Source organism: Colwellia psychrerythraea, from assembly GCF_000764185.1.
GTDB classification, from domain to species: Bacteria; Pseudomonadota; Gammaproteobacteria; order Enterobacterales; family Alteromonadaceae; genus Colwellia; species Colwellia psychrerythraea_B.
Map to the genome: position 1 here is coordinate 258285 of NZ_JQEC01000011.1, position 25008 is coordinate 283292.

General features: G+C 38.3%; 22 protein-coding genes and 1 pseudogene. 12 read left to right on the forward strand and 11 right to left on the reverse strand.

Going from position 1 to position 25008, the window contains the following annotated elements; all coding sequences use genetic code 11:
• Positions 1-201: 201 nt before the first annotated feature.
• Both purL and GAB14E_RS17020 read left to right on the forward strand, forming a co-directional pair.
• Positions 202-4188, forward strand: coding sequence for a phosphoribosylformylglycinamidine synthase (purL, locus tag GAB14E_RS17025; RefSeq protein WP_414734055.1), 3987 nt, complete (start codon positions 202-204; stop codon positions 4186-4188).
• 227 nt (positions 4189-4415) lie between these two features.
• Positions 4416-5090, forward strand: a complete 675-nt coding sequence (locus tag GAB14E_RS17020; RefSeq protein ID WP_033081226.1) for a nitroreductase family protein — start codon at positions 4416-4418, stop codon at positions 5088-5090.
• Between the two features lie 49 nt (positions 5091-5139).
• Here GAB14E_RS17020 and GAB14E_RS17015 read toward each other — a convergent pair whose 3' ends face one another.
• Both GAB14E_RS17015 and GAB14E_RS17010 read right to left on the reverse strand, forming a co-directional pair.
• Complete coding sequence (locus GAB14E_RS17015; protein ID WP_033081227.1) at positions 5140-5355, reverse strand: hypothetical protein; 216 nt, start codon at positions 5353-5355, stop codon at positions 5140-5142.
• A gap of 12 nt (positions 5356-5367) precedes the next feature.
• Positions 5368-5706 (reverse strand): ribonuclease E inhibitor RraB, encoded by a 339-nt coding sequence (locus tag GAB14E_RS17010; protein WP_033081228.1) that lies wholly within the window; start codon positions 5704-5706, stop codon positions 5368-5370.
• A gap of 115 nt (positions 5707-5821) precedes the next feature.
• On the opposite strand from GAB14E_RS17010, the gene GAB14E_RS17005 reads away from it, so the two are divergent.
• Positions 5822-6763 (forward strand): RluA family pseudouridine synthase, encoded by a 942-nt coding sequence (locus GAB14E_RS17005; protein ID WP_033081229.1) that lies wholly within the window; start codon positions 5822-5824, stop codon positions 6761-6763.
• 60 nt (positions 6764-6823) lie between these two features.
• Here GAB14E_RS17005 and dapA read toward each other — a convergent pair whose 3' ends face one another.
• From dapA to GAB14E_RS16990, 3 genes are all read right to left on the reverse strand, one after another.
• Positions 6824-7756: a 4-hydroxy-tetrahydrodipicolinate synthase gene (gene dapA / locus GAB14E_RS17000; RefSeq protein ID WP_033081230.1), complete on the reverse strand. Its 933-nt coding sequence runs from the start codon at positions 7754-7756 to the stop codon at positions 6824-6826.
• 91 nt (positions 7757-7847) lie between these two features.
• Positions 7848-8237, reverse strand: coding sequence for a hypothetical protein (locus GAB14E_RS16995; RefSeq protein ID WP_231561996.1), 390 nt, complete (start codon positions 8235-8237; stop codon positions 7848-7850).
• Between the two features lie 185 nt (positions 8238-8422).
• Complete coding sequence (locus tag GAB14E_RS16990; protein WP_033081232.1) at positions 8423-9199, reverse strand: DUF4097 family beta strand repeat-containing protein; 777 nt, start codon at positions 9197-9199, stop codon at positions 8423-8425.
• A gap of 110 nt (positions 9200-9309) precedes the next feature.
• Between GAB14E_RS16990 and GAB14E_RS16985 the strand changes: the two genes are divergently transcribed.
• The 4 genes from GAB14E_RS16985 to GAB14E_RS16970 all read left to right on the forward strand — a co-directional run bounded on the left by GAB14E_RS16985 (position 9310) and on the right by GAB14E_RS16970 (position 13702).
• Positions 9310-10653 (forward strand): CinA family nicotinamide mononucleotide deamidase-related protein, encoded by a 1344-nt coding sequence (locus GAB14E_RS16985; RefSeq protein ID WP_052093506.1) that lies wholly within the window; start codon positions 9310-9312, stop codon positions 10651-10653.
• 112 nt (positions 10654-10765) lie between these two features.
• Positions 10766-11092 (forward strand): hypothetical protein, encoded by a 327-nt coding sequence (locus tag GAB14E_RS16980; RefSeq protein ID WP_033081233.1) that lies wholly within the window; start codon positions 10766-10768, stop codon positions 11090-11092.
• 115 nt (positions 11093-11207) lie between these two features.
• Complete coding sequence (locus GAB14E_RS16975; RefSeq protein ID WP_033081234.1) at positions 11208-12896, forward strand: DUF342 domain-containing protein; 1689 nt, start codon at positions 11208-11210, stop codon at positions 12894-12896.
• A gap of 5 nt (positions 12897-12901) precedes the next feature.
• A complete protein-coding gene (locus GAB14E_RS16970; protein WP_033081235.1) occupies positions 12902-13702 on the forward strand; it encodes a YggN family protein in 801 nt (266 codons plus the stop codon).
• Positions 13703-13839: 137 nt separating this feature from the next.
• Here GAB14E_RS16970 and GAB14E_RS16965 read toward each other — a convergent pair whose 3' ends face one another.
• Entirely contained in the window at positions 13840-15501 is a 1662-nt protein-coding gene (locus GAB14E_RS16965) for an electron transfer flavoprotein-ubiquinone oxidoreductase (RefSeq protein WP_033081236.1), read from the reverse strand.
• Between the two features lie 258 nt (positions 15502-15759).
• Between GAB14E_RS16965 and GAB14E_RS16960 the strand changes: the two genes are divergently transcribed.
• The 3 genes from GAB14E_RS16960 to GAB14E_RS16950 all read left to right on the forward strand — a co-directional run bounded on the left by GAB14E_RS16960 (position 15760) and on the right by GAB14E_RS16950 (position 18261).
• Positions 15760-16512, forward strand: a complete 753-nt coding sequence (locus GAB14E_RS16960; protein ID WP_033081237.1) for an electron transfer flavoprotein subunit beta/FixA family protein — start codon at positions 15760-15762, stop codon at positions 16510-16512.
• Positions 16509-17435, forward strand: a complete 927-nt coding sequence (locus GAB14E_RS16955) for an electron transfer flavoprotein subunit alpha/FixB family protein (RefSeq protein ID WP_033081238.1) — start codon at positions 16509-16511, stop codon at positions 17433-17435. The genes GAB14E_RS16960 and GAB14E_RS16955 overlap by 4 nt, the downstream gene beginning before the upstream one ends.
• Before the next feature lie 484 nt (positions 17436-17919).
• On the forward strand, positions 17920-18261 hold the full coding sequence (locus GAB14E_RS16950; protein WP_033081431.1) for an SUI1 family translation initiation factor: 342 nt from the start codon (positions 17920-17922) through the stop codon (positions 18259-18261).
• A 49-nt stretch (positions 18262-18310) separates the two neighbouring features.
• Here GAB14E_RS16950 and recR read toward each other — a convergent pair whose 3' ends face one another.
• Together recR and GAB14E_RS23705 are read right to left on the reverse strand one after the other, a co-directional pair.
• Entirely contained in the window at positions 18311-18916 is a 606-nt protein-coding gene (gene recR, locus GAB14E_RS16945; RefSeq protein WP_033081239.1) for a recombination mediator RecR, read from the reverse strand.
• A gap of 169 nt (positions 18917-19085) precedes the next feature.
• Positions 19086-19773: pseudogene (locus GAB14E_RS23705) on the reverse strand (PAS domain-containing protein).
• Positions 19774-19868: 95 nt separating this feature from the next.
• Between GAB14E_RS23705 and GAB14E_RS16940 the strand changes: the two are divergent.
• Entirely contained in the window at positions 19869-20297 is a 429-nt protein-coding gene (locus tag GAB14E_RS16940; protein WP_033081240.1) for a hypothetical protein, read from the forward strand.
• 162 nt (positions 20298-20459) lie between these two features.
• Positions 20460-20873 (forward strand): hypothetical protein, encoded by a 414-nt coding sequence (locus tag GAB14E_RS16935; RefSeq protein ID WP_033081241.1) that lies wholly within the window; start codon positions 20460-20462, stop codon positions 20871-20873.
• A 186-nt stretch (positions 20874-21059) separates the two neighbouring features.
• On the opposite strand, the gene GAB14E_RS16930 is transcribed toward GAB14E_RS16935, so the two are convergent.
• From GAB14E_RS16930 to GAB14E_RS16920, 3 genes are all read right to left on the reverse strand, one after another.
• Complete coding sequence (locus GAB14E_RS16930) at positions 21060-21287, reverse strand: hypothetical protein (protein ID WP_156115665.1); 228 nt, start codon at positions 21285-21287, stop codon at positions 21060-21062.
• 247 nt (positions 21288-21534) lie between these two features.
• Positions 21535-21738 carry a hypothetical protein gene (locus GAB14E_RS16925; RefSeq protein WP_033081243.1) on the reverse strand — a complete coding sequence of 68 codons (204 nt, stop codon included), beginning with the start codon at positions 21736-21738 and terminating at the stop codon, positions 21535-21537.
• Between the two features lie 520 nt (positions 21739-22258).
• Complete coding sequence (locus tag GAB14E_RS16920) at positions 22259-24889, reverse strand: beta-glucosidase (RefSeq protein WP_033081244.1); 2631 nt, start codon at positions 24887-24889, stop codon at positions 22259-22261.
• Positions 24890-25008: the final 119 nt, after the last annotated feature.

Consider the following 25008-nt stretch of genomic DNA (forward strand, 5'->3'; position numbering starts at 1 on the left):
GTCTTCAATTGTGTCGTGTATTGCCTCATTATCCAAGCACTTTTTACCTGACACTTGTGTTAAGTTATTACTTGACTTTTTACGTTAACAAAAGCGTTATTTTCAACTATAATACGCGCGAAATTTTCGGTTAGCTTTTACTGTGTAAGTTTAGCAATTAAAAGCCAATCAAAGCCCTACATAAAACTTGGTGATTACCCTATGACGATGTTGATTAAAAACCTTCGTGGCGCTCCAGCACTTTCAGATTTTCGAGTTAAAAAATTATTAGCTCAATGTGAACAGTTACAACTGCCTGTAAATGATATTTATGCTGAATTTGCCCATTTCGCACAACTTAATGAAGTGTTAAGTGATAGCGAAGAGAATGTTTTACAGCAATTGCTAACTTACGGTCCAACTATTGAAGAACATCAGCCAGCAGGCTTGTTTCTTCTAGTGACTCCTCGTCCGGGCACTATTTCTCCGTGGTCATCAAAATCTACCGATATAGCTCATAATTGTGGCTTAGCTAAAGTTATACGTTTAGAGCGTGGTATTGCTTATTACGTAACATTAGAAAATGATGCACAATTAACTACGGAGCAAGAAGTACAATTAAACGCATTATTACATGACCGTATGATGGAAAGTGTATTCAACGACTTTGCTCAGGCAAGCAAGTTATTTGCCAGTAATGAGCCAGGTGAATTAACCGCTATTGATATTGAAAATGGCGGTAAACAAGCACTTGTTAAAGCGAACGTAGAATTAGGTTTAGCCTTAGCAGATGATGAAGTAAATTACTTATTTGAAAACTTCACTAAGTTAGGTCGTAATCCACACGACATTGAGCTTTATATGTTTGCCCAAGCAAACTCAGAGCATTGTCGTCATAAAATATTCAACGCTGACTGGACTATTGACGGTGTTAAACAAGAGAAGTCTCTGTTTAAAATGATCCGTAATACTCACGAAGTTAATGGCGATTACGTGCTTAGCGCTTATAAAGATAACGCTGCGGTAATGGTCGGTAATAAAGGTGGTCGTTTCTTCCCTAACCCACAAACGAATGTTTACGGTTACAACCATGAAGATATTCAAATCTTGATGAAAGTTGAAACACATAACCACCCTACTGCGATTTCTCCATACCCTGGCGCTGCAACAGGCTCTGGTGGTGAGATTCGTGATGAAGGTGCTACCGGTATCGGCTCTAAACCTAAAGCGGGTTTAGTGGGGTTCTCTGTATCTAACTTACGTATTCCAGAGTTTGTTCAACCTTGGGAAACAGACTTTGGCAAGCCAAGTCGCATCGTTACTGCTTTTGACATCATGATGGAAGGTCCATTAGGTGGTGCTGCATTTAACAATGAATTTGGTCGTCCAGCTATTTTAGGTTACTTCCGTACGTATGAAGAAGAAGTTAACTCGTTTAACGGTAAAGAAGTACGTGGTTACCACAAGCCAATTATGCTTGCTGGTGGTTTAGGTAACATCCGTGATGAACATGTACAAAAACGTGAAATAATCGTTGGCGCTAACCTTATCGCTTTAGGTGGTCCTGCAATGAACATTGGTTTAGGTGGCGGTGCTGCTTCATCAATGGCGTCAGGTCAATCAGCTGAAAGCTTAGACTTTGCTTCAGTACAACGTGAAAATCCAGAAATGGAACGTCGTTGTCAAGAAGTTATCGATAAGTGTTGGCAGCTAGGCGAAGAAAACCCAATTGCTTTCATCCATGATGTTGGTGCTGGTGGTTTATCAAATGCTTTCCCTGAGTTAGTTGCTGATGGCGGCCGTGGTGGTGTATTTGAACTTCGCAAAGTACCTAATGACGAACGTAGCATGGCGCCACATGAAATCTGGTGTAACGAATCTCAAGAACGTTACGTTATTGCTGTATCTGACAAAAACTTAGCAGTTTTTGAGCAAATATGTGCTCGTGAACGTGCACCTTATGCTGTTGTAGGCCGTGCCACTGAAGAATTACACTTAACCGTTACTGATGAACATTTCGCTGGTGATGAAAAACTCAATACGCCAATTGATTTACCGCTCGACGTATTATTAGGTAAAACACCTAAGATTTATAAAGACGTTAAAACTGCAACCGCTGAAGGTGACTCTTTAGATTTAAGCACAGTGACACTAACTGATGCTGCAGATAGAATTTTAAGTCTACCGACTGTTGCAGAAAAAACCTTCCTAATTACCATTGGCGATCGAAGCGTAACAGGTATGGTTAACCGCGATCAAATGGTTGGACCTTGGCAAGTACCTGTAGCCGATTGTGGTGTTACCGCCTCAGCACTTGATTCATACCACGGCGAAGCAATGTCATTAGGTGAACGTACGCCAGTTGCTTTATTAAACTTTGGCGCTTCTGCTCGTTTAGCCGTGGCAGAATCACTAACGAACATTGCTGGTACTGATATTGGTGATCTGAATCGTATTAAGCTTTCAGCTAACTGGATGTCTCCAGCAGGTCATCCTGGTGAAGATGCAGGTCTTTACGAAGCTGTTAAAGCTATCGGTGAAGAGCTTTGTCCAGCCCTTGGTTTAACTATCCCTGTTGGCAAAGACTCTATGTCAATGAAAACTAAATGGGACGAGAACGGTACAGAAAAGTCTGTTACCTCTCCAATGTCTTTAATTATTACTGCTTTTGGGGCTGTTGAAGATATCCGTAAAACGGTTACTCCTGAGCTTCGTACTGATAAAGGTGATACACGTTTAGTTGCTATTGATTTATCGAAAGGTAAAAAACGTTTAGGTGGTTCATGTTTAGCACAAGTTTACAAACAGCTTGGTAATGAGACTCCTGATGTTGATAATGCTGAAACCTTAAAAGGTTTCTTCAACGCAATGCAAACTCTTGTACGTGCAGAGAAAGTCATTGCCTATCATGATATTTCAGATGGTGGTTTATTCACTACTGTTACTGAAATGGCTTTTGCTGGTCACACCGGTGTTGATATTGATATCAGCAAGCTAGTTACTACAAATGAAGAAAGTGGCGCAAGTGATGATTTAGCAACATTATTTAATGAAGAGCTTGGTGGCGTTATTCAAATTCGTGAGAGCGATGTTGATGCTATTCATGCTGTATTTGCTGAACATGGTGTTTTAGATTGCTGTACTGACATTGGTCGTTTAAACAATGAAGATACTATTCGCTTTACTCGTGACGGTGAAGTAGTACTAGAAAATTCTCGTACCTACTACCGTACTGTATGGGCACAAACGACTTATAGAATGCAGTCACTTCGTGATAACCCAGAGTGTGCGCAACAAGAGCATGATGTTAAATTTGATACTGAAGATCCAGGTTTAAACACTGAATTAACTTTCGATATCAACGAAGACATTGTTGCTGATCTTATTATTAGAGATGCTGTAAAAGACGCAGAAAACAGTGCCGATGGTATAGCTAACCCACGTGTTGCTATTTTACGTGAGCAAGGTGTTAACTCTCATGTTGAGATGGCTGCTGCATTTGATAGAGCCGGCTTTGTAGCCATTGACGTGCATATGTCTGATATTTTATCTGGCCGTACTGATTTAGCAGACTTTAACGGCTTAGTTGCTTGTGGTGGTTTCTCTTACGGTGATGTATTAGGTGCTGGTGAAGGTTGGGCAAAATCTATCTTATTTAATGACAATGCTCGTGAAATGTTTAAAACATTCTTCGAACGTGAAACGACATTCACTTTAGGTGTTTGTAACGGTTGTCAGATGTTGTCTAACCTAAAAGCTATCATTCCTGGCGCTGAGCATTGGCCGCACTTTGTACAAAACAAATCTGAGCGTTTTGAAGCACGTTTCTCATTAGTTGAAATTCAACAGAGTCCTTCAGTATTGTTTAAAGGCATGGAAGGCTCTCGTATGCCAATAGCTGTATCACATGGTGAAGGTCATGCTGAATTTAGCTCTGATGAAGCTATTGATGCTGCTAACAACTCAGGTACTGTATCTATGCGTTTTATAAATAACTACGGTGACGTAACTGAAACATACCCAGCTAACCCTAACGGTTCAGTTGATGGTATAACTGCATTAACTACTACGGATGGTCGTGTTACTATTATGATGCCACATCCTGAACGTGTATTTAGAACAGTTGCTAACTCTTGGCATCCTGATAGCTGGGGTGAAGATTCACCTTGGGTGCGCATGTTCCGTAACGCCCGTGCTTTTATAGGTTAATTTTATTGCTAGTTGTCCAAGGCTCTTCATCAGAAATACTCATTGACTAACGTCAACCCCGTGTTTCTTCTTTGAACCTTGAACTGCTAACTGAAAAATAAACAATAAAATAAAACCGGAAAATGTCTGTTAAAAGATCTTCCGGTTTTTTATTGATTTTTTTTCAATGTTAAAATATTGTAAAGAAACTCCGTTAAAAAATATAAGCAATAAAGGATATATTCCCTATGCAACAGCATGACAGCTCTCCACTTTCTGATTACATCGAATACCCTGTAGACGAAATGCTTTCAAGATCTCAAGCATTTTACCTTGATATTAAACGTCGTCATACTATTCGTAGTTTTAGTGATCGTGAGGTCCCTAAGGAAATTATTGAAAATTGCATCAAGGCTGCTGCAACAGCTCCAAGTGGAGCAAATCACCAACCTTGGCATTTTGTTGCAGTACATAGCAGCGAAATAAAAAAACAAATTCGTGAACAGGCTGAGTTTCATGAACGCGGATTTTATGAAGGCCGCGCAGGAGAAGAATGGCTTGGCGCACTAAAAGCACTAGGCACTGATGCAGACAAACCCTATTTAGAGCACGCACCGTGGCTAATCGCTATTTTTAGCCAAAAAAAAGGGGGGGTAAATTCAGAAGATAGTAATACTAACTATTATGTGCATGAATCTGTAGGCATTGCGACAGGTTTTTTAATAAATGCCTTACATACATCAGGCTTGGTGACATTAACTCATACACCGAAACCTATGTCATTTCTAAGTAAAGTATGTAATCGACCTGAAAATGACCGTGCTTATATGCTACTTATTGCGGGATATCCAAGTGAAGATGCAACGGTTCCCCACCACGCCCAGGTGAAAAAGAGCCTAGAAGATATCGCTACTTTTTTATAACAGTTTTGGTTTTCTATTTTATATCTAGAAAGCCAAAATTTATGAAAGCTTAAACAAAATCTAACGAAATATCTGTACAACCTTTTAGGCACCTTACACCCGTTTCTTCTTCCTGCTCTGGGGTATAGAGCATTATTGGTTGCTTACAGGTTTTGCACTGTACTGTTCTTCCAGCCATCACTTGTTTAATAAGTTTCTTTTGCTCAAAAAAAGAGTCCTTACTCGCTTTTTGTAAAGCCGCAAATTGCTTAAGATCTATGCTCATATACTTCCTAAATTAGCCGACAAAATAAACACCATCAAATTGGCCTTTTAACGGTGCCGCGCTTGACTCTAACAGCTCTTGATAACTGCTAATATTCTCATAGGTCACCGGCATTTGTGGGTAAGCGGTAATTTCCCAAGGTAAATTGGGGTGCGCTTCGGAGGGAGTGAAAGACAGTTTCTGATTGTTTTCTAATAATAGCTGACCAAACTTAAGGGCTAGCTCCTGCTCAGGAAATAAAACTGAGAACTCTATTTCTCGCTCAGTTGTTAAATCTTCACCACTTTCTTGCATCTGCCAAAGGGTATTGCCAATTTCGTCTTCAGGGAAAAGTACTAAGTCACGAGTCATATTAGTGTCCATTATTAAATTTTTAGTGTTTATTTTTATCAATGAGTCATTTTAGCTTTGCTACGACAATAAACCTAGTAAAATAGATCTACCGTCCTTTTTAATCCTTTGAAATATGCAAAAAGATCAAATAAGCTCTTTAGTGGAGAGTAAAAACCTCAGTAATCACCAACAATTTGAATGGCATATCCAGGTCAACAATGAAGCTAATTGTACTGTGTTATCCCTACTTGAAGAACATAACCAGTCTCAAACAATAGTGCTTTCAAAGGCAGACATAAAAAAAGCGATTAGCAAAGGCGCATTATGGTTAACGCCAGCTAAAAATAAAAAACAAACGCTACGATTGCGCCGCGTTAAAAAAAAATTGACCGTAGGTGATGAACTGCATTTTTATTACAATAGCGAAGTACTCTCTGCAGCTATTCCACAGGCTCAATTAATTGAAGATTTAGTTGATTACAGTGTTTGGTATAAACCGTACGGTATGTTATCGCAAGGCTCTAAGTGGAGTGATCATTGCACCATTGGTCGTTTCGCTCAACAAAACTTACCAAATGAACGCCCTGCTTTTATCGTGCATCGATTAGATAGAGCAGCGACAGGTTTAATGCTTATCGCGCACAGTAAAAAAGCTGCCCGAGCATTATCAAATATGTTTGAACATCACCAGCTTGAAAAACATTACCAAATCATTGTCCATGGCGATCATAATAAAAGGCCGCAGCCCGAGGTTATCGACAGCGAAGTTAACGGCAAGAGTGCTCGAAGTACCTTTACTTGTTTATCTTATGATAGCGAGTCGAATCGTTCACTTATCAAAGTAAAAATAGACAGCGGCAGAAAACATCAAATACGCATCCATGCCGCTAGCATAGGCATGCCTGTAGTGGGTGATAGATTGCACGGGATAGCTGATGAAAATGAACAAAATAATTTACAATTATGCGCAGTGAGTTTACGTTTTGTTTGTCCGTTATCATCAGGAAATAACCAAGAACAACATAAACAACAACGTTTCTTTGAGTTGCCAGAAACATTAAAGCCTCAGTTGTAACATACGTTAGAAATGAGGCTTTAAATTTATAATTTTACTCTGTAAAAGCTAAATAATAACTTATATACAGTAATAAAAGTCACTATCTTCAAGTAATGATAAGCTGTCGCCCACTAAATCTTTAGTCGCTATGGCTTTAATAAGTTCAAAACCTTGTTGACGCTGTTCTAACGTCAATGCTTGGTATGGTAAGCGGAAGTTTTTAGGCACAGCATCAGTCATCATCAGCGCTGTGTTAATGGCAATAGGGTTTGGCTCACAAAATAACCATTGCATCAAACCTTGTAAACTATGATTTAGCTTAGCTGTCTCGGTTAAGTCGCTAACAGAGTGTTTTTTCTCCATTAATTGGCGCATTAAACCTGGGATGATATTAGAAGTAACTGAAATAACACCATGGGAGCCATGTTTATGACGACCGACATAACATTCATCGTCATTACCTGACCAACAAGCAATACCTTGCTTCTCGTAATGGGCAATACGGTCGTTACCGCCACATTCTTTAACGCCAATAAAGTTTTTATGTTTAGACAAGGGCTCAATAATTTCAGGTGTTAAATCCTGTCCAGTTCTACCCGGTACGTTATAAATGAAAGCAGGACCTATATCGAGTACCTTTTTAAAGTGCTCAGTAACGCCTTTAAATGAAGTACGGCCATAATAAGGGTTAATTTGTAATGCTGCATCCATACCAATAGCAAAACCGTTTTCAGTGGCTTTTATTGCTTCGCGAGTATTATTGCTGCCAGTGTTACCAACAATAATCAGCTTATCGCTAAAATTGTTCACACAATGAGCAATTAACATTAAATGCTCTTCCCAGCTAAGTAAGTGACCTTCACCGGTAGTACCACCAACCACAATACCATGTACACCGGCAGCGATTTGTTGTTCTATCAGTGCATCATAAGTTTTTAAACAAACCTCACCTTTTTCAGTGTAAGGAGTTTTTATTGCGGTAATTAAACTTGCTGCTAGTAAACGCTTCATTAACTATCTCTAATTCTTTTGTTTAACTTAATGCTTAACTCACGTTAAGTATTAAGTATGTATGGTAAATCAGTAAATTCTTGCCATTATTCTAACAATGACCGAGGTCATCAACAACCCGTCTCATGATATATTCTTCATTCGTTAACCTATGTTGATAATGAAATATTTTATGATCTAGTGCTAGTACTTTATATGCTTGATAATTATCATCATTATTTAAATCTGCTGCATAAAGCTCTTCATTTATAAGTTCATTTTTAGTCAAGGTAAAATGAATATCGCCAACAAGGCCCCAATCCCCCAGTTCAGTAATTTCCTCTGTTACCTGACCCTTATCGTCCATTGTTATAAAGGTAAATTCAAAACTTCCATCACTACTAAGCTGAGCGTACTCAACGGTTTCATGGCCATGTTCATCAAAATCATTTCGATACCAACGACCAAAAAGTAATGCTCGGGCATAACTGGTTTGACTCACTATTTGTTTTCCTTAGATTTTGGCATGTGGAATATATTTTTAAGTTATTAGTTAGTCATAAAAAAACCACAAGCCATATTAATTTAGCTTGTGGTTATTTTAATGTAAAAAATGGCGATATGAAAAGTTATTCTATTAATTAAGCCTATTCATCCATTTATATTCTTAGTAAGCAAGACAAGTCACTATTCACTTTTTAACACATTAATACTGCCATTAACGCTATCCAAATTAATGTGACCATCACCGTTACCAAGCTGCCCTCGTAAGTTATGACCAGAGAAACCATTCTTTTTTGCTGTTAAAGCAAAAGCATTGTTAATGCTGCCATGCATAGTGTCAGCTGTAATATCAGCATTGATATGATCTGGTAGGAACAACTTGATACTACCATTAACGGTTTCAACTTCAATATCGTTAATATTATTCGCTGCTTTGTCATATAAAACGTCGACACTGCCATTAACTGAGCTGATATTACTATTACCACGTAAACCAGTAGCACTGATATTACCATTAACAACTTGTGCTTCTACGTTTCCAGCAATATTTTTAATCACTAAATTACCGTTTATAAGTTCAATTGAGGATAAGTTTGCATCTACTGGCAACCATACTTGGTAATCAACTTTAGCTGATTGTTTATTTTGACGGTAGCTATTCTCTTTGTAATCGGTACTTACCGTTACTTTCTGTCCCTGTTGAGTCATATTAATACTTACATCATCGCGAGATTGTTGTGTTAATGCGGTTACGCTAGCCAATATTTTTACCTTATTCTTTGACCAACTATTAATAGTCACTGCGCCATTAATGTTACTCAAGTTAAAATCACTTTGACTTGATATTATAAATGTTTTCTCTATCTCCTCATTTATTTTTGCTGAAGCTTGCAAGCTCAACAAAATAAGTGAAGTTAAAACTACTGACATTAACGAACTATTTTTAATTACTTTACTCATTGATTGTTCCCTCTGTACTTATAAAAATTGATGCCACAAAAAAATTAGATGTAAGTTGAGATAAAAAGGTTTAAATTTATCGATAAATAATTACATTTAGGAAGCAATACATGTCAGCCCCAAAAGTACAGTTATTATTAACAGGTAATGAATTAATGACTGGTGATATTGTTGACAGTAACTCAGCGATGATGGCACAAATGCTAAAAGATCTTGGTCTTGAGGTTAACCGTAAAGTAACCGTGGCAGATGATTTAGCGCTACTAGTAAGTGAAATTACTTACATGGCGAGTACCAGTGACATATTAATCATTAACGGCGGTTTAGGCCCTACAGTAGATGATTTAACCGCAAAAGCTTTAGCTCTCGCTATAGATGAACAACTTAGCCAGCACCCTCAAGCATTAACTCATTTAACTAACTGGTGTCAACAAAGAGGCACAGAATTAAACGCACCCAATCTAAAACAAGCCATATTACCTAAAAACTGCCAAGTAATAGCTAACCGGACCGGCAGCGCCGTCGGTTTTTCAGTGCGCTTTAAAGATTGTGACATTTATTGTACTCCTGGCGTTCCTCATGAATTAAAAACAATGCTGAAGGAACAAATAACACCGACTATAACTAAAAGCCTACCAAGTGACTTGGTCACCGAGGTAACTCGTCTACAGGTATTTGGTTTGGGAGAGTCAAGTTTACAAAAGTTAATTGATGAACAATTACCAACATGGCCAGTAGAAATAGAACTAGGTTTTCGTGCCGGTATGCCATTGCTTGAAGTTAAACTGACTACAAATACCCATAAAGGCCTAGAGTTAAAAGCACTTTGGCTGAAAAAACTCGCTGACGTACTTGGCGAGCACTTAATCGCTGAAATTACAGGCAAGCCGAAATCATTAGCTGAGCACCTGCTCAATACCCTTCAACTACAAGGGTTAAAAATAACTACGGCTGAATCATGTACTGGCGGGCTAATTGCTAGTAAATTAACCGAAGTAAGCGGTTCATCATTAAGTTTTGAGGCCGGTTTTGTCACTTATAGTAACGAAATGAAAACGGCTATGCTTGATGTCCCTACCAATATTATTGAGCAGAATGGTGCGGTAAGTGAAGCTGTAGTTATCGCCATGGCAAAAGGGGCAATAATAAAATCCAATGCGGACCTTGTTATTGCTGTTTCTGGTGTTGCTGGTCCTAACGGTGGAACTGACGATAAACCTGTTGGTACCGTGTGGATTGCTTGGGGCCGACTTAATAACATCAAAACTCTGTGTTTATTATTGCCCTATAATAGACTGCAATTTCAACACTTTGTCACAGCTATAGGCTTAGACTTACTGCGTCGACTGCTACAAAACCTAACGTCAACACCAAATTATGTCATTGAAAGGGCATTTCAGCCTCGCCAACGTTTCAAGGATAAAGCACAAAACATTAACAACATTATCGACTAGAATAATATTACCAGCAGATAATTCATGCCTTAGTCATTGCTTAGTTTAGTAAAAATTTATATATTAAGACTAATAATAAAGATAAATAAGAAATGCATATCAGGAGCCTATTTTGATAGAGAAAAATTTTATAACCAGCGGCCGTAATACAGTCATCCACAAAGTAAAAAAATTCGACTTACTTATTATCAATGGTGATAAGGCAGTGGTTATTGTCAGCCACCGTGGTATAGGTATTTATAAGGGAGAAATCCCGGCGAAACGCTCAATTGCTAAAAAAGCTTATCAAGACATTGTTGATATTTCATCTGCGGATCTATTTGGTGAAGAGAAAACGTTATTATTTGTACAAGCACTTGATGGTATTGAATATAAGGTTGATTATTCAAAACAAGGTACTAATAGCTTTATTAAAATTCATCAAAACCACTACATGTAGGTTCATTATATAAAGCCAGTTTTATTCAGATATCACATAATAATTATATAACAAAAGAACAGCATCTACCCGTTATTTGGCTCAGCAGTACTTAACGGTTAGGGGAGCCCCCGTAATGACCAAAGCCAGTTTAGTTTGCAACAAGAAAGACAATATCGATTTAGTTTTAGAGCCGATTAAAGGTGGCGATACTATTTCCGCTTTGACTATCAAAGAGCTTATTGCAGCATCAGAGTTTACGAAACTTAAAATTAGTAACAGTAATGTCAAAAATGCCGTTGCCGAGTTAAATGATGTGCTCAAACCTCTACAAGATAAAAAAACCGGTAGAACTATACGTTACCAAATACTGGAACGTGTAGATGCAACAATCAATATAACAATAGAATCAGATGAAATGGGTGCTAAAGCTGAAATTACCAGCGCTCAAGGCGGTAAACACCTATCAGCGAAAGCTATTTTAAACGCAGCCCAAGAGGCTGGTGTTAAAAAAGGCTTTAGTAAAGAGCATTTAATACAACTTGCTCAGCTTGCTGCAAAAGAAGCTCCTAACAGCCAGGTTGATTTGCAAATTGCCACAGGGAAAATAGCCGTTAATGGTAAAGATGCCATCATCAAGCCACTGGTCGAAAGTGCACAAGCCCGTATCCTCAAACCTAAGAAACGTGAAGATGGCAGCGTCGACATGCGCGATCTCGGCGATATTATCTGTGTAAAAGTAGGTGATCCACTCGTGAAAAAAGTTCCTTTAACGCAAGGTGTGCAAGGTTATACTGTAACAGCCACACCTTTATCACCAGAGCCTGGCAATGATATCGAGCTAGTCGCTGGTGAAGGAACCAATATAAGTCCACAAAATATTAATATTTTGGTTTCTGAAAAAGTTGGTTTACCTAAGCTCATCAACAACGGCATGGAAGTTGATGAAGTTTATAAGATAAAAGATGTTACCGTTGCCACAGGTAATATCAACTTTACTGGTAGCGTAATTATTGACGGGGATGTCACCGAAGGCATGAAAGTCACGGCTTCAGGTGATATTACCGTCGGCGGTTTTGTCGAATCTGCAACCTTAGAAGCAGGTGGTGACATTACTATTTCAGGTGGCATTATTGGCCGAAAGCATGATACTGAAAAAATGCAAATCACTGATATTACTATGAGTGTCAATATTAATGCCAAAGGCAGCATTTATGCAAAATATGGTCAATATGCTCAAATAACTTGTGGCCAAGATGTTCGTATTGAAAACCAATTATTGCATAGTACTCTAGATGTTAATGGTCGATTGTGGATAGGAAAAGATGACAAAGCGAGCGGCAAACTTATTGGTGGTTATACTAAAGCAGGCAGTTCAGTAAACGCCGGCATAATTGGCGCTACTGCTGGTAGTAACACCATAGTTAATTTTGAGCATAAAATTATAAAATTTAAAGATGAAATTCATGAAACTGAAACTTTACTTAAGATAGAGTCTGATAAAACCAATGAATTAAAAACAGCGATAAAGAAATTAAAAAGTCTTCCTAAAGAAAAAGCAAAACCTGAATTACTCGCAAAAATAATGCCTACTTATCAATTTCATGCCAAACGTATGGGTGAGATACTCAATGATAAAAGCGCGCTTGAAGCTAGTTTACAAGATTATATGACCAGTGTTTATATTGAAGCTACAGAGAAGCTTTACCACGGTGTTGAGCTAATTGTTGGTGACTTTAATGACAGATCTCGTCGTGAATACGGCCCAAGTAAAATGATTTATCGTGAGCGAAAAATACTTATTGACCCGATAGTAAACACCTAATAGTTATGACTTACCTTTCAACGTTTAAATATTGCGGCTTCCTACTCGCTAGCCTGCCTTTGTGCCAGCAAGCGTACGCTCAACAATGCTCTATTAACCTAAACTATGGCGTTATTATCGATCCTAAACATATTCGTATTGTTGATAAAGGTCAAACCCAGGTACAAATCAACCATAGCGAACAACTTTTTATTCGCGGACGAGAAATCGCCTTATCTATTGAACAGCAGCAACTATTAAGTAAGTTCAGTGCAGGTATCCGACAGCAAGTCCCTGAAATAGTATCTATTGCTATTGAAGGTGTCGATATTGGGCTAAAAGCTGTTAACGAAGTTGTTGCAGGCTTAACCGGTGAAAACAGTGCTTCACAACAAAAAGTACAAGCTAAGTTTGATGAGTTAAAGTGGCGGATACGTGCACGTTTTAACCAAAGTGCCAATAATTATTATATAGCCCCACAAGACTTAAATGATTTTGATGAAATGTTTGCAGGTGAGTTTGAACAAGAAATTGAAGCAATGATTTCAACGTCTATTGGTACAATATTAGCTGCAGTAGGCCAATCGATTTTGTCAGACGATAGTAATAGTGAATACGGTGGTGAAACGCGGATAACTACCTTTGATAAGCGATTCTCAAACATTAGCAAAGGTTTAGAGTTAGAAGTCAGTGAAAGAGCAAAAGCGTTAGATAAAAAAGCAGCTATATTTTGCCAACAACTGATTCAATTAGATGCAGTAGAAGCGCAGCTTCATCTAGCAATACCAGCATTAAAAGATTATAACCTTATCGAAACATCGAACTAGTACAATAGCTATACACCCACCCCATAAATTTCAATTAACCTAGCTATTTCCAACTGTTAAATCTTTGCAAATAAAAACCCCAAGATACTTAGCAAAGTAGCTTGGGTTTCATTAATACGGTGATAAATTAGCGAATATTACATGTTCGGATAGTTTGGCCCACCCGTTCCCTCAGGCGTAACCCAAGTAATATTCTGACTAGGGTCTTTAATATCACAGGTTTTACAGTGAATACAGTTTTGCGCATTAATAACAAACTTATCACCTTCTTCGGTTTTCTCAACTTCATACACTCCAGCAGGACAATAAAGTTGTGCTGGCTCATTGTATTTAGTTAAATTTACCTTGATGGGAATATCGGCATCTTTAAGTTTTAAATGACAAGGCTGTTCTTCTTCATGGTTAGTATTTGATAAAAATACTGAAGAGAGCTTATCAAAACTTAATTTATTATCCGGTTTAGCGTAATTAATAACAGGCATATCAGCGGCAGGTTTTAATTGAGCGTAGTCTAAACTGTCATCTTTAAAGTTAAACGGCAATTTACCGGCGAAAAAGTTTTGATCTAGAGTGTTATAAGCCCCACCTAACATGGTGCCAAATTTATGCATCGCCGGACCAAAGTTTCGAGTATTGTACAGCTCCCCATATAACCAAGAATCTTTATATAACTGGGTGAAGTTAGTTAAGTCTTGTTTACCTTCTGTCGCAACAGCATCACCACTTATCAATGCTTGTGCAATCGCTTCAGCTGCAATCATGCCCGATTTCATTGCTGTGTGATTGCCTTTAATCTTAGCAAAGTTAATGGTACCTGCATCACAACCAACAAGTAGTGCGCCGGGCATAGTCATTTTAGGTAATGAATTAAAACCGCCTTTAGCCATAGCACGTGCGCCATAAGAAACACGTTTACCGCCTGCTAAGTATTGGCTAATTTTAGGGTGGTGTTTGTAACGTTGGAATTCATCAAAAGGACTTAAGTGTGGGTTGCTATAACTTAAATCGACAATTAAACCGACAAAGACTTGATTGTTTTCCGCATGATAAAGATAACCACCACCGTTGGTATTTTTATCTAATGGCCAACCAGCAGTATGTACCACTAGTCCTTCTTGGTGTTTATCAGGGTCAATATCCCAAATTTCTTTAAAACCTAAACCATAATGTTGTGGCGAGCTATCTTTATCTAAGGCAAATTTTTCAATTAACTCTTTACCTAGATGACCACGACAACCTTCAGCAAAAACAGTGTATTTAGCACGTAACTCCATACCTGGCATAAACGAATCTTTTTCTTTACCTTCAGCATCTAAGCCCATATCACCGGTAGTAATACCGCCAACACTACCGTCATCATTATAAATAACACTTTGTGCAGGAAAACCAGGGAAAATTTCAACGCCTAACTGCTCAGCCTGCTCTGCTAACCAACGACAAACATTGCCCATGCTAACAATATAGTTGCCATCATTGTGCATGGTTTTTGGTACGGCAAAGCTCGGTAATTTAATGCCTGAACTATCATTATTTAATAGGTAAATATCATCACCGGTAACTTTAGTCGTTAACGGTGCATTGCGTTCTTGCCAATCAGGAAATAACTCATTTAAAGACCTTGGTTCAAACACCGCACCAGAAAGAATATGAGCTCCGACTTCTGAGCCTTTCTCAACAACGCAGACCATTAGTTCTTGCTGTTTTTCTTGTGCTAGTTGCATCAATCGACAAGCCGTTGATAAACCAGCAGGCCCAGCTCCAACAATGACTACGTCAAATTCCATCGATTCGCGTTCCATAAGATCTCCCAGTGTGATTATATTTATATTTATATTTATTTTATAAAAGTTTATACTGTAATTCAAACGTGCGTTTGATATTCAAACAAGTGTTTGATAGTATCTTATAACAGATGCCCAAGCAAGACACTGTTATGAGCATTTATCTAGATTGTATCTTAGTTTAAAAGTTTTAACCAAGATTACGTTGACGTTGACGTAAACCAAGGGTATCTTTTAGCTATTATTGTAAATTAACAAACCTTTTCAGAGGCTGCGATGAAAGTACTAGTTCCGATTAAACGTGTTATTGACTATAACGTCAAAGTTCGAGTAAAACCCGATCATTCCAATGTAGATCTTGCCAATACAAAAATGGCGATAAACCCTTTTTGTGAAATTGCCATTGAAGAAGCTGTGCGTTTAAAAGAAGCTGGTACAGCAACAGAAGTAATTGCTATTTCAGTCGGTGATAAATCTTGCCAAGAGCAGTTACGTACTGCCCTAGCGCTAGGTGCGGATCGTGCTATACAAATTGAAACTGATGAAAGTTTAGATGCATTAAACATAGCTAAATTATTACAAAAAGTGGTTGAAGAAGAGCAACCACAACTTGTTATTTTAGGTAAGCAATCTATTGACAGTGATAACAACCAAACAGGCCAAATGCTTGCTGCATTAACAGGTATGCCACAAGGTACTTTTGCTTCAGTGGTAAAAGTAGAAGGCGATAAAGTTAATGTTACTCGTGAAGTAGATGGCGGTTTGCAAACAGTTGCGCTAAATTTACCCGCTATTGTAACGACAGATTTACGTTTGAATGAACCTCGTTATGCTTCATTGCCCAATATTATGAAAGCTAAACGTAAACCATTAGTGGTAAAACCAGCAGCAGATTTTGGTATCGATTTAACTGCGCGCACTAAATTATTAAAAGTTACCCCACCAGCAGAGCGTAAAGCAGGCATTGTGGTAGAAAGCATTGATGAATTAGTTGAAAAATTGAAAAATGAAGCCAAGGTGATCTCATGAGTATTTTAGTAATTGTTGAACACGACAACAGCTCGTTAAAAGCTGAGACCCTTAAAACAGTAAACGCTGCACAAAAAATTGGTAGTGATATTACCTTATTAGTTGCTGGTTTTAATTGTCAAAATGTTGTTGAAGCAGCGACAAAAGTTAATGGCGTAAGCAAAGTATTAGTAGCTGACAATGCTGCTTATGAACATCAACTTGCTGAAAATGTTAGCTTATTAGTGACTGAATTAGCTTCTGATTACGAACATATCTTAGCTACAGCCTTAACAACCGGCAAAAACTTTATGCCGAGAGTTGCCGCTTTATTAGATGTTGCGCAAATTTCTGACATCATAGCTGTTGAAAGTAGCGACACTTTTGTTCGCCCTATCTATGCAGGTAACGCGATTTCAACAGTACAAAGTCTAGATAGCAAAAAGGTTATAACAGTACGTACTACCGGTTTTGACGCCGTGGCTACTGACGGCAATGCTGAAGTGGTTACTTTAAACACAGTTACCGATGCGGGTCTATCAAGTCATGTAAGTGACGAGTTGACTGTTTCTGAACGTCCAGATTTAGGCGCAGCGAGTGTAATAATCTCTGGTGGTCGCGGTATGCAAAATGGCGATAACTTCAAGTTACTTGACGGTATTGCTGACAAACTTGGCGCTGCTATTGGCGCATCACGAGCTGCTGTTGACGCTGGTTTTGTACCAAACGATATGCAAGTTGGTCAAACAGGTAAAATAGTTGCACCTGACTTATATATTGCTGTCGGTATTAGTGGTGCTATTCAGCATTTAGCTGGTATGAAAGACTCAAAAGTCATTGTTGCAATCAACAAAGACCCTGAAGCACCAATCTTCCAAGTTGCAGATTACGGTATTGTTGCTGACTTATTTGATGCTTTACCTGAGTTAGAAAGCAAACTATAAGATAAGTAAAAAACATTACTTTGTAGCCTTTATTTCAAATAGTGTTAAGCACAAAATAATGTTGATATAATAAAACCACGCTTATGCAAATAAGACGTGGTTTTATTTTATCTAAAATATGTTTAGTAATACCAAGTTGATTAAATTCTTTCCCACTCAGCGAGAATTAAAGGGTTTAGAGGCAAGGCATTGATTAAAGATAATGGTTATTCCCTTGTCAAAATCAATAACGCCGCATATAAACCCTTTAAACTCGTCCTATGGGAGCTTACTCAATGCCCACTAACATCGTTAAATTTATTTGGTTTAGAATGACTAGACCTAAACAAATCTGCCTTGTTAATGAACATTGAGTACAGCTCTGAGTTGAGGAGAAGTTTAATCAAATTGGTATTATCCCAATCTGAATAATAGTATTGAGTGAGTTATGAAAAATAGTTTATCTAGTTTAAGTGATTTAGCTGCTGCTTTTGGTAAAAAGCCAATTGAGCAAGGTAAGTCGGCGCCAACAAGTGATGATTCATTAGTCTATTCAACTGACAGTGGCCGCATTGACCAAAAAAAACAAAAAACAGTTACCCCAAGTGATGGTTTTGCTCGGGTTAGACGTGAAACTAAAGGCCGAAAAGGCAAAGGGGTTATTGTTATCAGTGGCTTAGGCTTAGATAGCAAAGCACTAAAAGAATTAGCAAAGAAATTAAAGAAAACCTGTGGCAGTGGCGGCTCAGTCGTTGGTGAAACCATTGAGGTTCAGGGCGATAAGCGTGACGTAATACAACAGGTTTTAGAAAAGGCAGGTTTTAATGTTAAATTTACCGGCGGTTAAACCTTCCCACCGACTTCTGCCTTAGCGCTTTTTATCGACTATGAATAGGTTAAAGCTCATAAGCTTTTCTACCCGATAAGGCATGAGATAGCGTATTGCCATCAACAAACTCCAACTCACCTCCTACAGGTACACCATGCGCTATTCTAGATATATTGACTTGGTATTGCTGAGCAAGTTCGGCAATAAAGTGTGCTGTAGCCTCCCCTTCTACCGTAGGGTTTGTTGCTAAGATAACCTCACTAAAGTGACCAGTAGCAAATTGCTTGGCTAATATATCTAAGCCTAAGTCATCTGGACCAATTCCATCAATGGGCGATAAGTGCCCCATCAGCACAAAATACTTACCAAAGAATTCACCTGTTTGCTCTATGGCAATAACATCACCCGGCGTTTCAACAATACATAAAGTAGTAGAAAGTTGCCGTTTTGGACTTTGACAAATTTCACATAAGGCTTCTTCGGTAAAATTACGACATTCTTGGCAATGGCCAATATCAGTCATCGCCTTTGCTAGAGTTTTGGCAAGTTTACTGCCGCCACGTCGGTTACGCTCAAGTAACTGAAAGGCCATGCGTTGTGCTGACTTTGCGCCAACACCAGGTAAACACTTTAGTGAATCAATTAACTCTTGCACAAGTGGACTAAATTTCATAAATAATGGCTTTTTTTAAATTTGAATTGGCTGACTTTTAAACAGAATAGCCTTATAAAAAAGTAATAATTAGTTAAACTACTTTTCAAAACATAAAACTAATTTTAATAAAATTAGTGGCTAAATAGTAGAGGCTTATCGAAAATATTTTAATATATAGCCGTACCATTCAAATAACGCCTATAGAAGATAATCGCTGCTGCCTTAATTGCAAGGGTAGCTGCCCAAACATCAATTTAAAGTGTCGACTAAAATAACTGTGGTCAGAAAATCCTGACTGATAAGCAACTTGAGCAATGGGTAGTTTAGTTTCAACCAATAATCGTCGAGCATTATCTAAACGGATTTGACGAATGAATTGCTTTGCCGTTTTAGCCAAGTATTTTTTAAAACGCCTTTCTAAGGCGCTAATAGATAAATGCGCCACCTCGGCAAGCTGCTCTATTGAAAGTTCATTATGAAAGTTTTCTCTGATGAACTGCACTGGAATTTTAATTCATCGATACCCGATAAGGTTTTCACTGTTTTTGTAAATGTCGAGTAATGCCATATGAACCAATAATGAGCTTTTTTTCATCAAACAATGGCCTTTTAGAGGTTGAAAACCAAGCCGATTCAGCTGATCTAATGATATTCATTTCTAAGCGATCAGTGACAGTTTCACCTGACATCACCTTTTGATCATCGACAATAAACTGCTTTGCTATATGGTTAGGCGATAAATCACTATCTGACTTACCTAAAACCTGCTCTAAATTGCTATAACCTAGATGTTCGACAAACATTTGATTAGCGTAAACCACCCTACTCAGAGTATCTTTTATCCAAAAGATAATATCAGGCAACAGATCAAACATAGTAAAAACTTGTTTAACGCTGACGCTGTTTGGGTGCCAACAAATCCCATGGTTATACAGGGTATTGAAGTAAACAATAAATTTACTCTAGCGCGATGAATAATCTTGACCGTACTACGCGAGTTTTTCTTGATACTAATACCGCATGGGAGAACTACACCCCGCTAGAAGTCACACAAGGTCGTCAAGCTAAGCCTGACTTTATCGGTTGGTCTGGACTTGCCCCTACCAACTATTTAATTAAACATACCATTGGACTTCCTATCAACGCACCAAAGAATGAAATAACTTGGCGTATTAACGAGATGGGTCGCCATGTCATTGAAGGTTTGCGCTTTAATGGTCAAGGAGAAGCAATGAATTCAGTGGATTTAATTGCTAATAAACGAGCAGAGTTAACGGATAATATTGATATCCAATGTCGACAAACTTTCACTCTGAATATTATTACCCAGTTAGCCAAGAAAAGTTATCAAGTAAATTGTCAAAGCAAGACAAACATAGTGTTTAAACATAACCTTTAAACATTGCCTGTAAACATAGGCACTACATGAGCTTTTCTTATTACTAACTAATAGGCTAACTAATTAGCCGACTAATTAATGAATAACTGATTATTTTATAGACAAATAAATATGAACGCTTACAATCAGCTGTGAACTAACAAACGGAATTGAGATAGCAGTATGCACAAACATAGATTAAGTTTCGCTGATATTAGCATTATCAGCGACAGCATTGCCGAAATAATTATCGATGAAGGTGTTGAGGTATCCATAGAAATGGTTGAAGAATATGATAACTTTCTTGCCTGTATTTTTAAAGGTAACTATGGGGTGTTAATCAATAAAATTAATAATTACTCTTATAGCCTAGGCGCACAATTTATCATGGGCTCTAGTGAAAATATAGTTGCCATTGCAGCAGTGAATTATAGCGAACAAGGTAAAAAATCCAGTAAAACGGTTGCCGATAGGCGCAGCATTGATCAATTGAATGTCAGAACTTTTTCAGGTCTAGATTTAGGCTGGCAAGATGCAGTAACTTGGCTGAATAAGGAGTTAGTTAAAACTAATATCACCTCCCCCCATCCACCGTAGCCGAGTAAACAGAATAAGTTTTGTCGATAACTAATACCTCTAAGTAATGCCGATAAATTATGCCGAGAAGTAAAGAGTAGTTATTTATAGGACTGACTATCGACAAGGCAGTAATGTTATTGAAAGCATGTTACTTTTATTTAAGTTAAAGCATTCGTTTAGATAGTCACATTACTTTAAAGAGTTTTACTGCGCTGAGCTGCTTTCGTATAGCAAGCTAGCAGCAATAGCAGGATGATCTGAAGGATAAACAGAGGTTTCTTTTGCCTTACCAGTCAGGTCTTTTACAAAAAGACAATCTATGCCGGCATTTTTGACTAAGGTCAGCTTAGATTTTGACTGCACTAATTCCCCCTCGCGACTATCACAATGAGCATTAAAGTCACCCAATAAGATTTTCGGGTATTGCTTCATAGTCCCAATGAACATTAACTATAAAATAGCGCTCATTCGCTTTTTCTATCAGCGCATACTCACCTGTTTTGGTAGCATTAGGGCCATCGGTTAAATCAAAACGGCCAGAGTCAATAAAGCGATTGCCCTGGCAATGGTTAATAAAAATTTGGAATTGACGCTGCCAACATTGACCAAGTGATTTTTTTAAAGTAACCGCACGCTGATAGTTAGTCGGTAGTTTATTATTAATATCACTTTCTTTAAGCTACCAATCGTCGACACCTTCTTGAATACCAAGAATATCAACCTTATTACCCTTAATTAACTCAGCGTAATCATCACTATGCGCAGGCATGGCTTTCCAGCCATAAATGTTAAGTGAAATCACTGTGCTAGCATCAGGCGCTTTATCAGCTATTTCAGCAAAGCTCTCTACGGAAAAACTTGATAATATAAATAATAAAATCAAAATGATTTAGCTTTCATAACTACTGTTAACCTATTGAGTGGGAGTGTTAATCTCATAAGATAATAACCACTGATAAAGATCATCGCCTGAATAAACTCGAGTCCAAGCATCATGACCTTTATCCTCATGAACAGTAAAACCCACCTTGTTATGACCAAGTTTTTCTAAGGTATCTAATCCGGTCCAATTAGCAATACTTTGCCCTAACCAAAAGCCGTGTAATTTATCTTGATAACCTGCTCTTGAGACAACAATATACTTGGAATTTCCAGTTCGACCCGACTATTTCTCTTTGCTAGAGTCACTGACAATCTTAGTATTATCGCCTTCTGCACACGCAGATAAAAAAGTCATCACTATCAAGTATAAAAATAGCTTTGCTAATTTCATCCACTTTCTTCAGTTAATATATATTGAGGTGAGATTTTTTCGGGTAACCATCTCAGCTATTAAGCCTTGCCTCTGAGGTATTGAGATAAATATTCTGACTAGGCTCGAATATGTTAAGCCAGAAGTTAAATTATTGTTGGTAATTAAAGCTTGCCTTAAGTTTGATTTGATCAAGCGAGGTGCCCAGCAATACTTCAAAATCACCGGATTCTGCTAGCCAATCATTACTATTAATATCCCAAAAAGATAAATCACGTTTATTCAGGAATATACTGATTAGTTTACTTTCACCTGGCGCTAAGAATACTTTGGCAAAACCTTTCAATTCTTTTGCTGGTCTATCAACACTGGATTCAACGTCATGTAGATATACTTGCACCACCTCGGCGCCAGCAACTTTACCGGTATTTTTAACCATTGCTGTCACGGTAATACCTTCATCCGCAGTAATACTTGCTGCCGATAAAGCAATATTGGTTAAGGCAAAGCTGGTATAAGAAAGGCCATGACCAAAGACAAAAGTTGGCTTAATATTTTGTTGCTCAAACCAACGATAGCCAATAAATACGCCTTCAGTATATAAACTTTCTTTGGCGTTATAATCATTCAAGGCTATTGGTGCAGTATCTTCTAAACGAGCCGGTAAAGTAATTGGCATTTTACCACTTGGATTAACAACACCAGTTAAAATATCCGCAAAGGCATGACCCGCTTCCATGCCTCCATACCAACCCCAGACAATAGCATTAGCTTGTTCAGCCCAAGGTATTTCCACCGCTGAGCCAGCCACTAGAAATACTACGGTTTTCTCATTGGCGACAATCAGCTTACTAATAATTTCGTCTTGTGAGTTAGGCAATTTCATATCAGGGCGATCAATTGACTCCCTGTCATCTCCATGGCTCAAACCGCCAAAATAGATAACTGCGTCGGCTTGTTGAGCTGCTGCAATATATTCCGCTTCACTAGCAAATAATTCGCCCGGCGCATTCCAGCCTAAAATAAAGTGTTGCTTGCCATCGTACTCAATTTCAAAGGTATAAGATTTACCGGCGATTAACTCAATATCATGAGTTAAGGCACTAAGTTCTTTTGATGTATTAGCACTCACTTGATGACTAATAACGATGTTATCATTTATTTTTAATTTAAAGTCACCTAGTGTTTCCACGTTTAATTGATGCAAACCTGACATTAAAGGTTTGATCTTTGCAACCATAGTGATGTGCTGATTTTTGCCGATATCTTTAGCGCTAAACTTTGAGTCAACAATCCAAGATTGTTCAATTAACTTATTACGTTTTGACTCAGCAAAGTATGAGATGTTCCATGCTGGTGTACCCGTCCAATGACGACTTTCAACATAATCACTGGCAATGGCAGCTAACTCACTGCTGCGCGCTCTCATCACAGTAATTTTAACCTGATCGCCAAAATGTGCTATTAAGCCTACTAACGGAGTCACTTCATATAAAGATTTTACTTCTGATGAGCCACCACCTTTGCCATGTTTTTTATCAGCATTAGGGCCCAGTACCAGTATATTTTTCAGTTGTTTTTTATCTAAGGGTAATATCGTTTTAGTGCCAACAATGTCATTTTTTAATAACACCACACCTTCGGTAGCAATTTTACGGGCGGCAGCTTGATGTGCTTTAATATTTCTAGCACCCGGTAAACGATTTTCATCATACATACCTATAGTGTGCTGCGCTCGTAAAATACGTCTAGCTTTTTCATCGGCGACAGATTCAGGGATTTTACCCGCTTGGATCATCTCTAGAAAAGGTTTAGCCAAGAAGTAGTCTTGATAATCAGCAACATCAGTGCCCATTTCTAAATCTAAACCATTAACAGCGGCATCATAGGTATTAATATCAACATGCCAATCGGTAAGTAAAACACCTTGATAGCCCCACTCGCCTTTTAGTATATCCATAACCAAGTGCTTGCTTTGATTAGCATTAGTACCATAGTATTGATTGTATGACCCCATCATACCAAGCACACCGCCCTCTTTAACCGCCGCTTCAAAGGCAGGTAAGTAGACTTCTCTTAAAGTGCGTTCATCTGGCTTGGCATTCACACCGGTGCGGTTTAACTCTTGCGTATTTAACGCATAGTGTTTAACCGTAGCGGCAACATCATTAGCTTGAATGGCTTTGATTTGCGGTACCACTAGTTTTGCCGCTAAAATGGGATCTTCGCCCATATATTCAAAGTTTCTACCGTATAAAGGCAATCGCGCTAAATTAACACCTGGGCCTAAGATAAAATCTTTTTTTCTATTCCGAGCTTCAGCACCTAAGACCTGACCGTGCAAACGAGCTATTTCAACATCCCAACTTGCCGCAACTGAGGTAAGGTGAGGTAAATAAGTCGAATGATCATCGGTCCAACCCGCTGATGCCCAGGTATGTCGCTCTATTTGATGACGAACACCGTGAGGACCGTCAGATAACCACATTTCAGGAATACCAACACGCTCAACGGCATTAATGTGGAATTTGCCACTGGCATGAGCCAAAGAGACTTTTTCTGGCAAGGTCATTTTTTCCAATAATGCTTCAACATCTTGCTCTACTGTCGCTAGGCGATCTTCCGCATGAGCCAGATTTTGCTTGGCTGCTGTACTAGCTTCCTTATTAGTAATGACGGTTTCATTGTCATGTATACAGCCACTAAGACCTAGCGTTAGGGTAAGTGCCGCAGAAACAAGCATAGTGTTTTTCAATCTATCTTTGATAAATATAGCTTTCATTAACTAACCTTTTTCAACTTCTTTATTTTTGTGGTGAGTAATAAATGTAAGCGCTTACATTTATTACTCTAACATAATATCTACCGATATTTTTAGCAAGTGAAATTATGGCTTCAAGT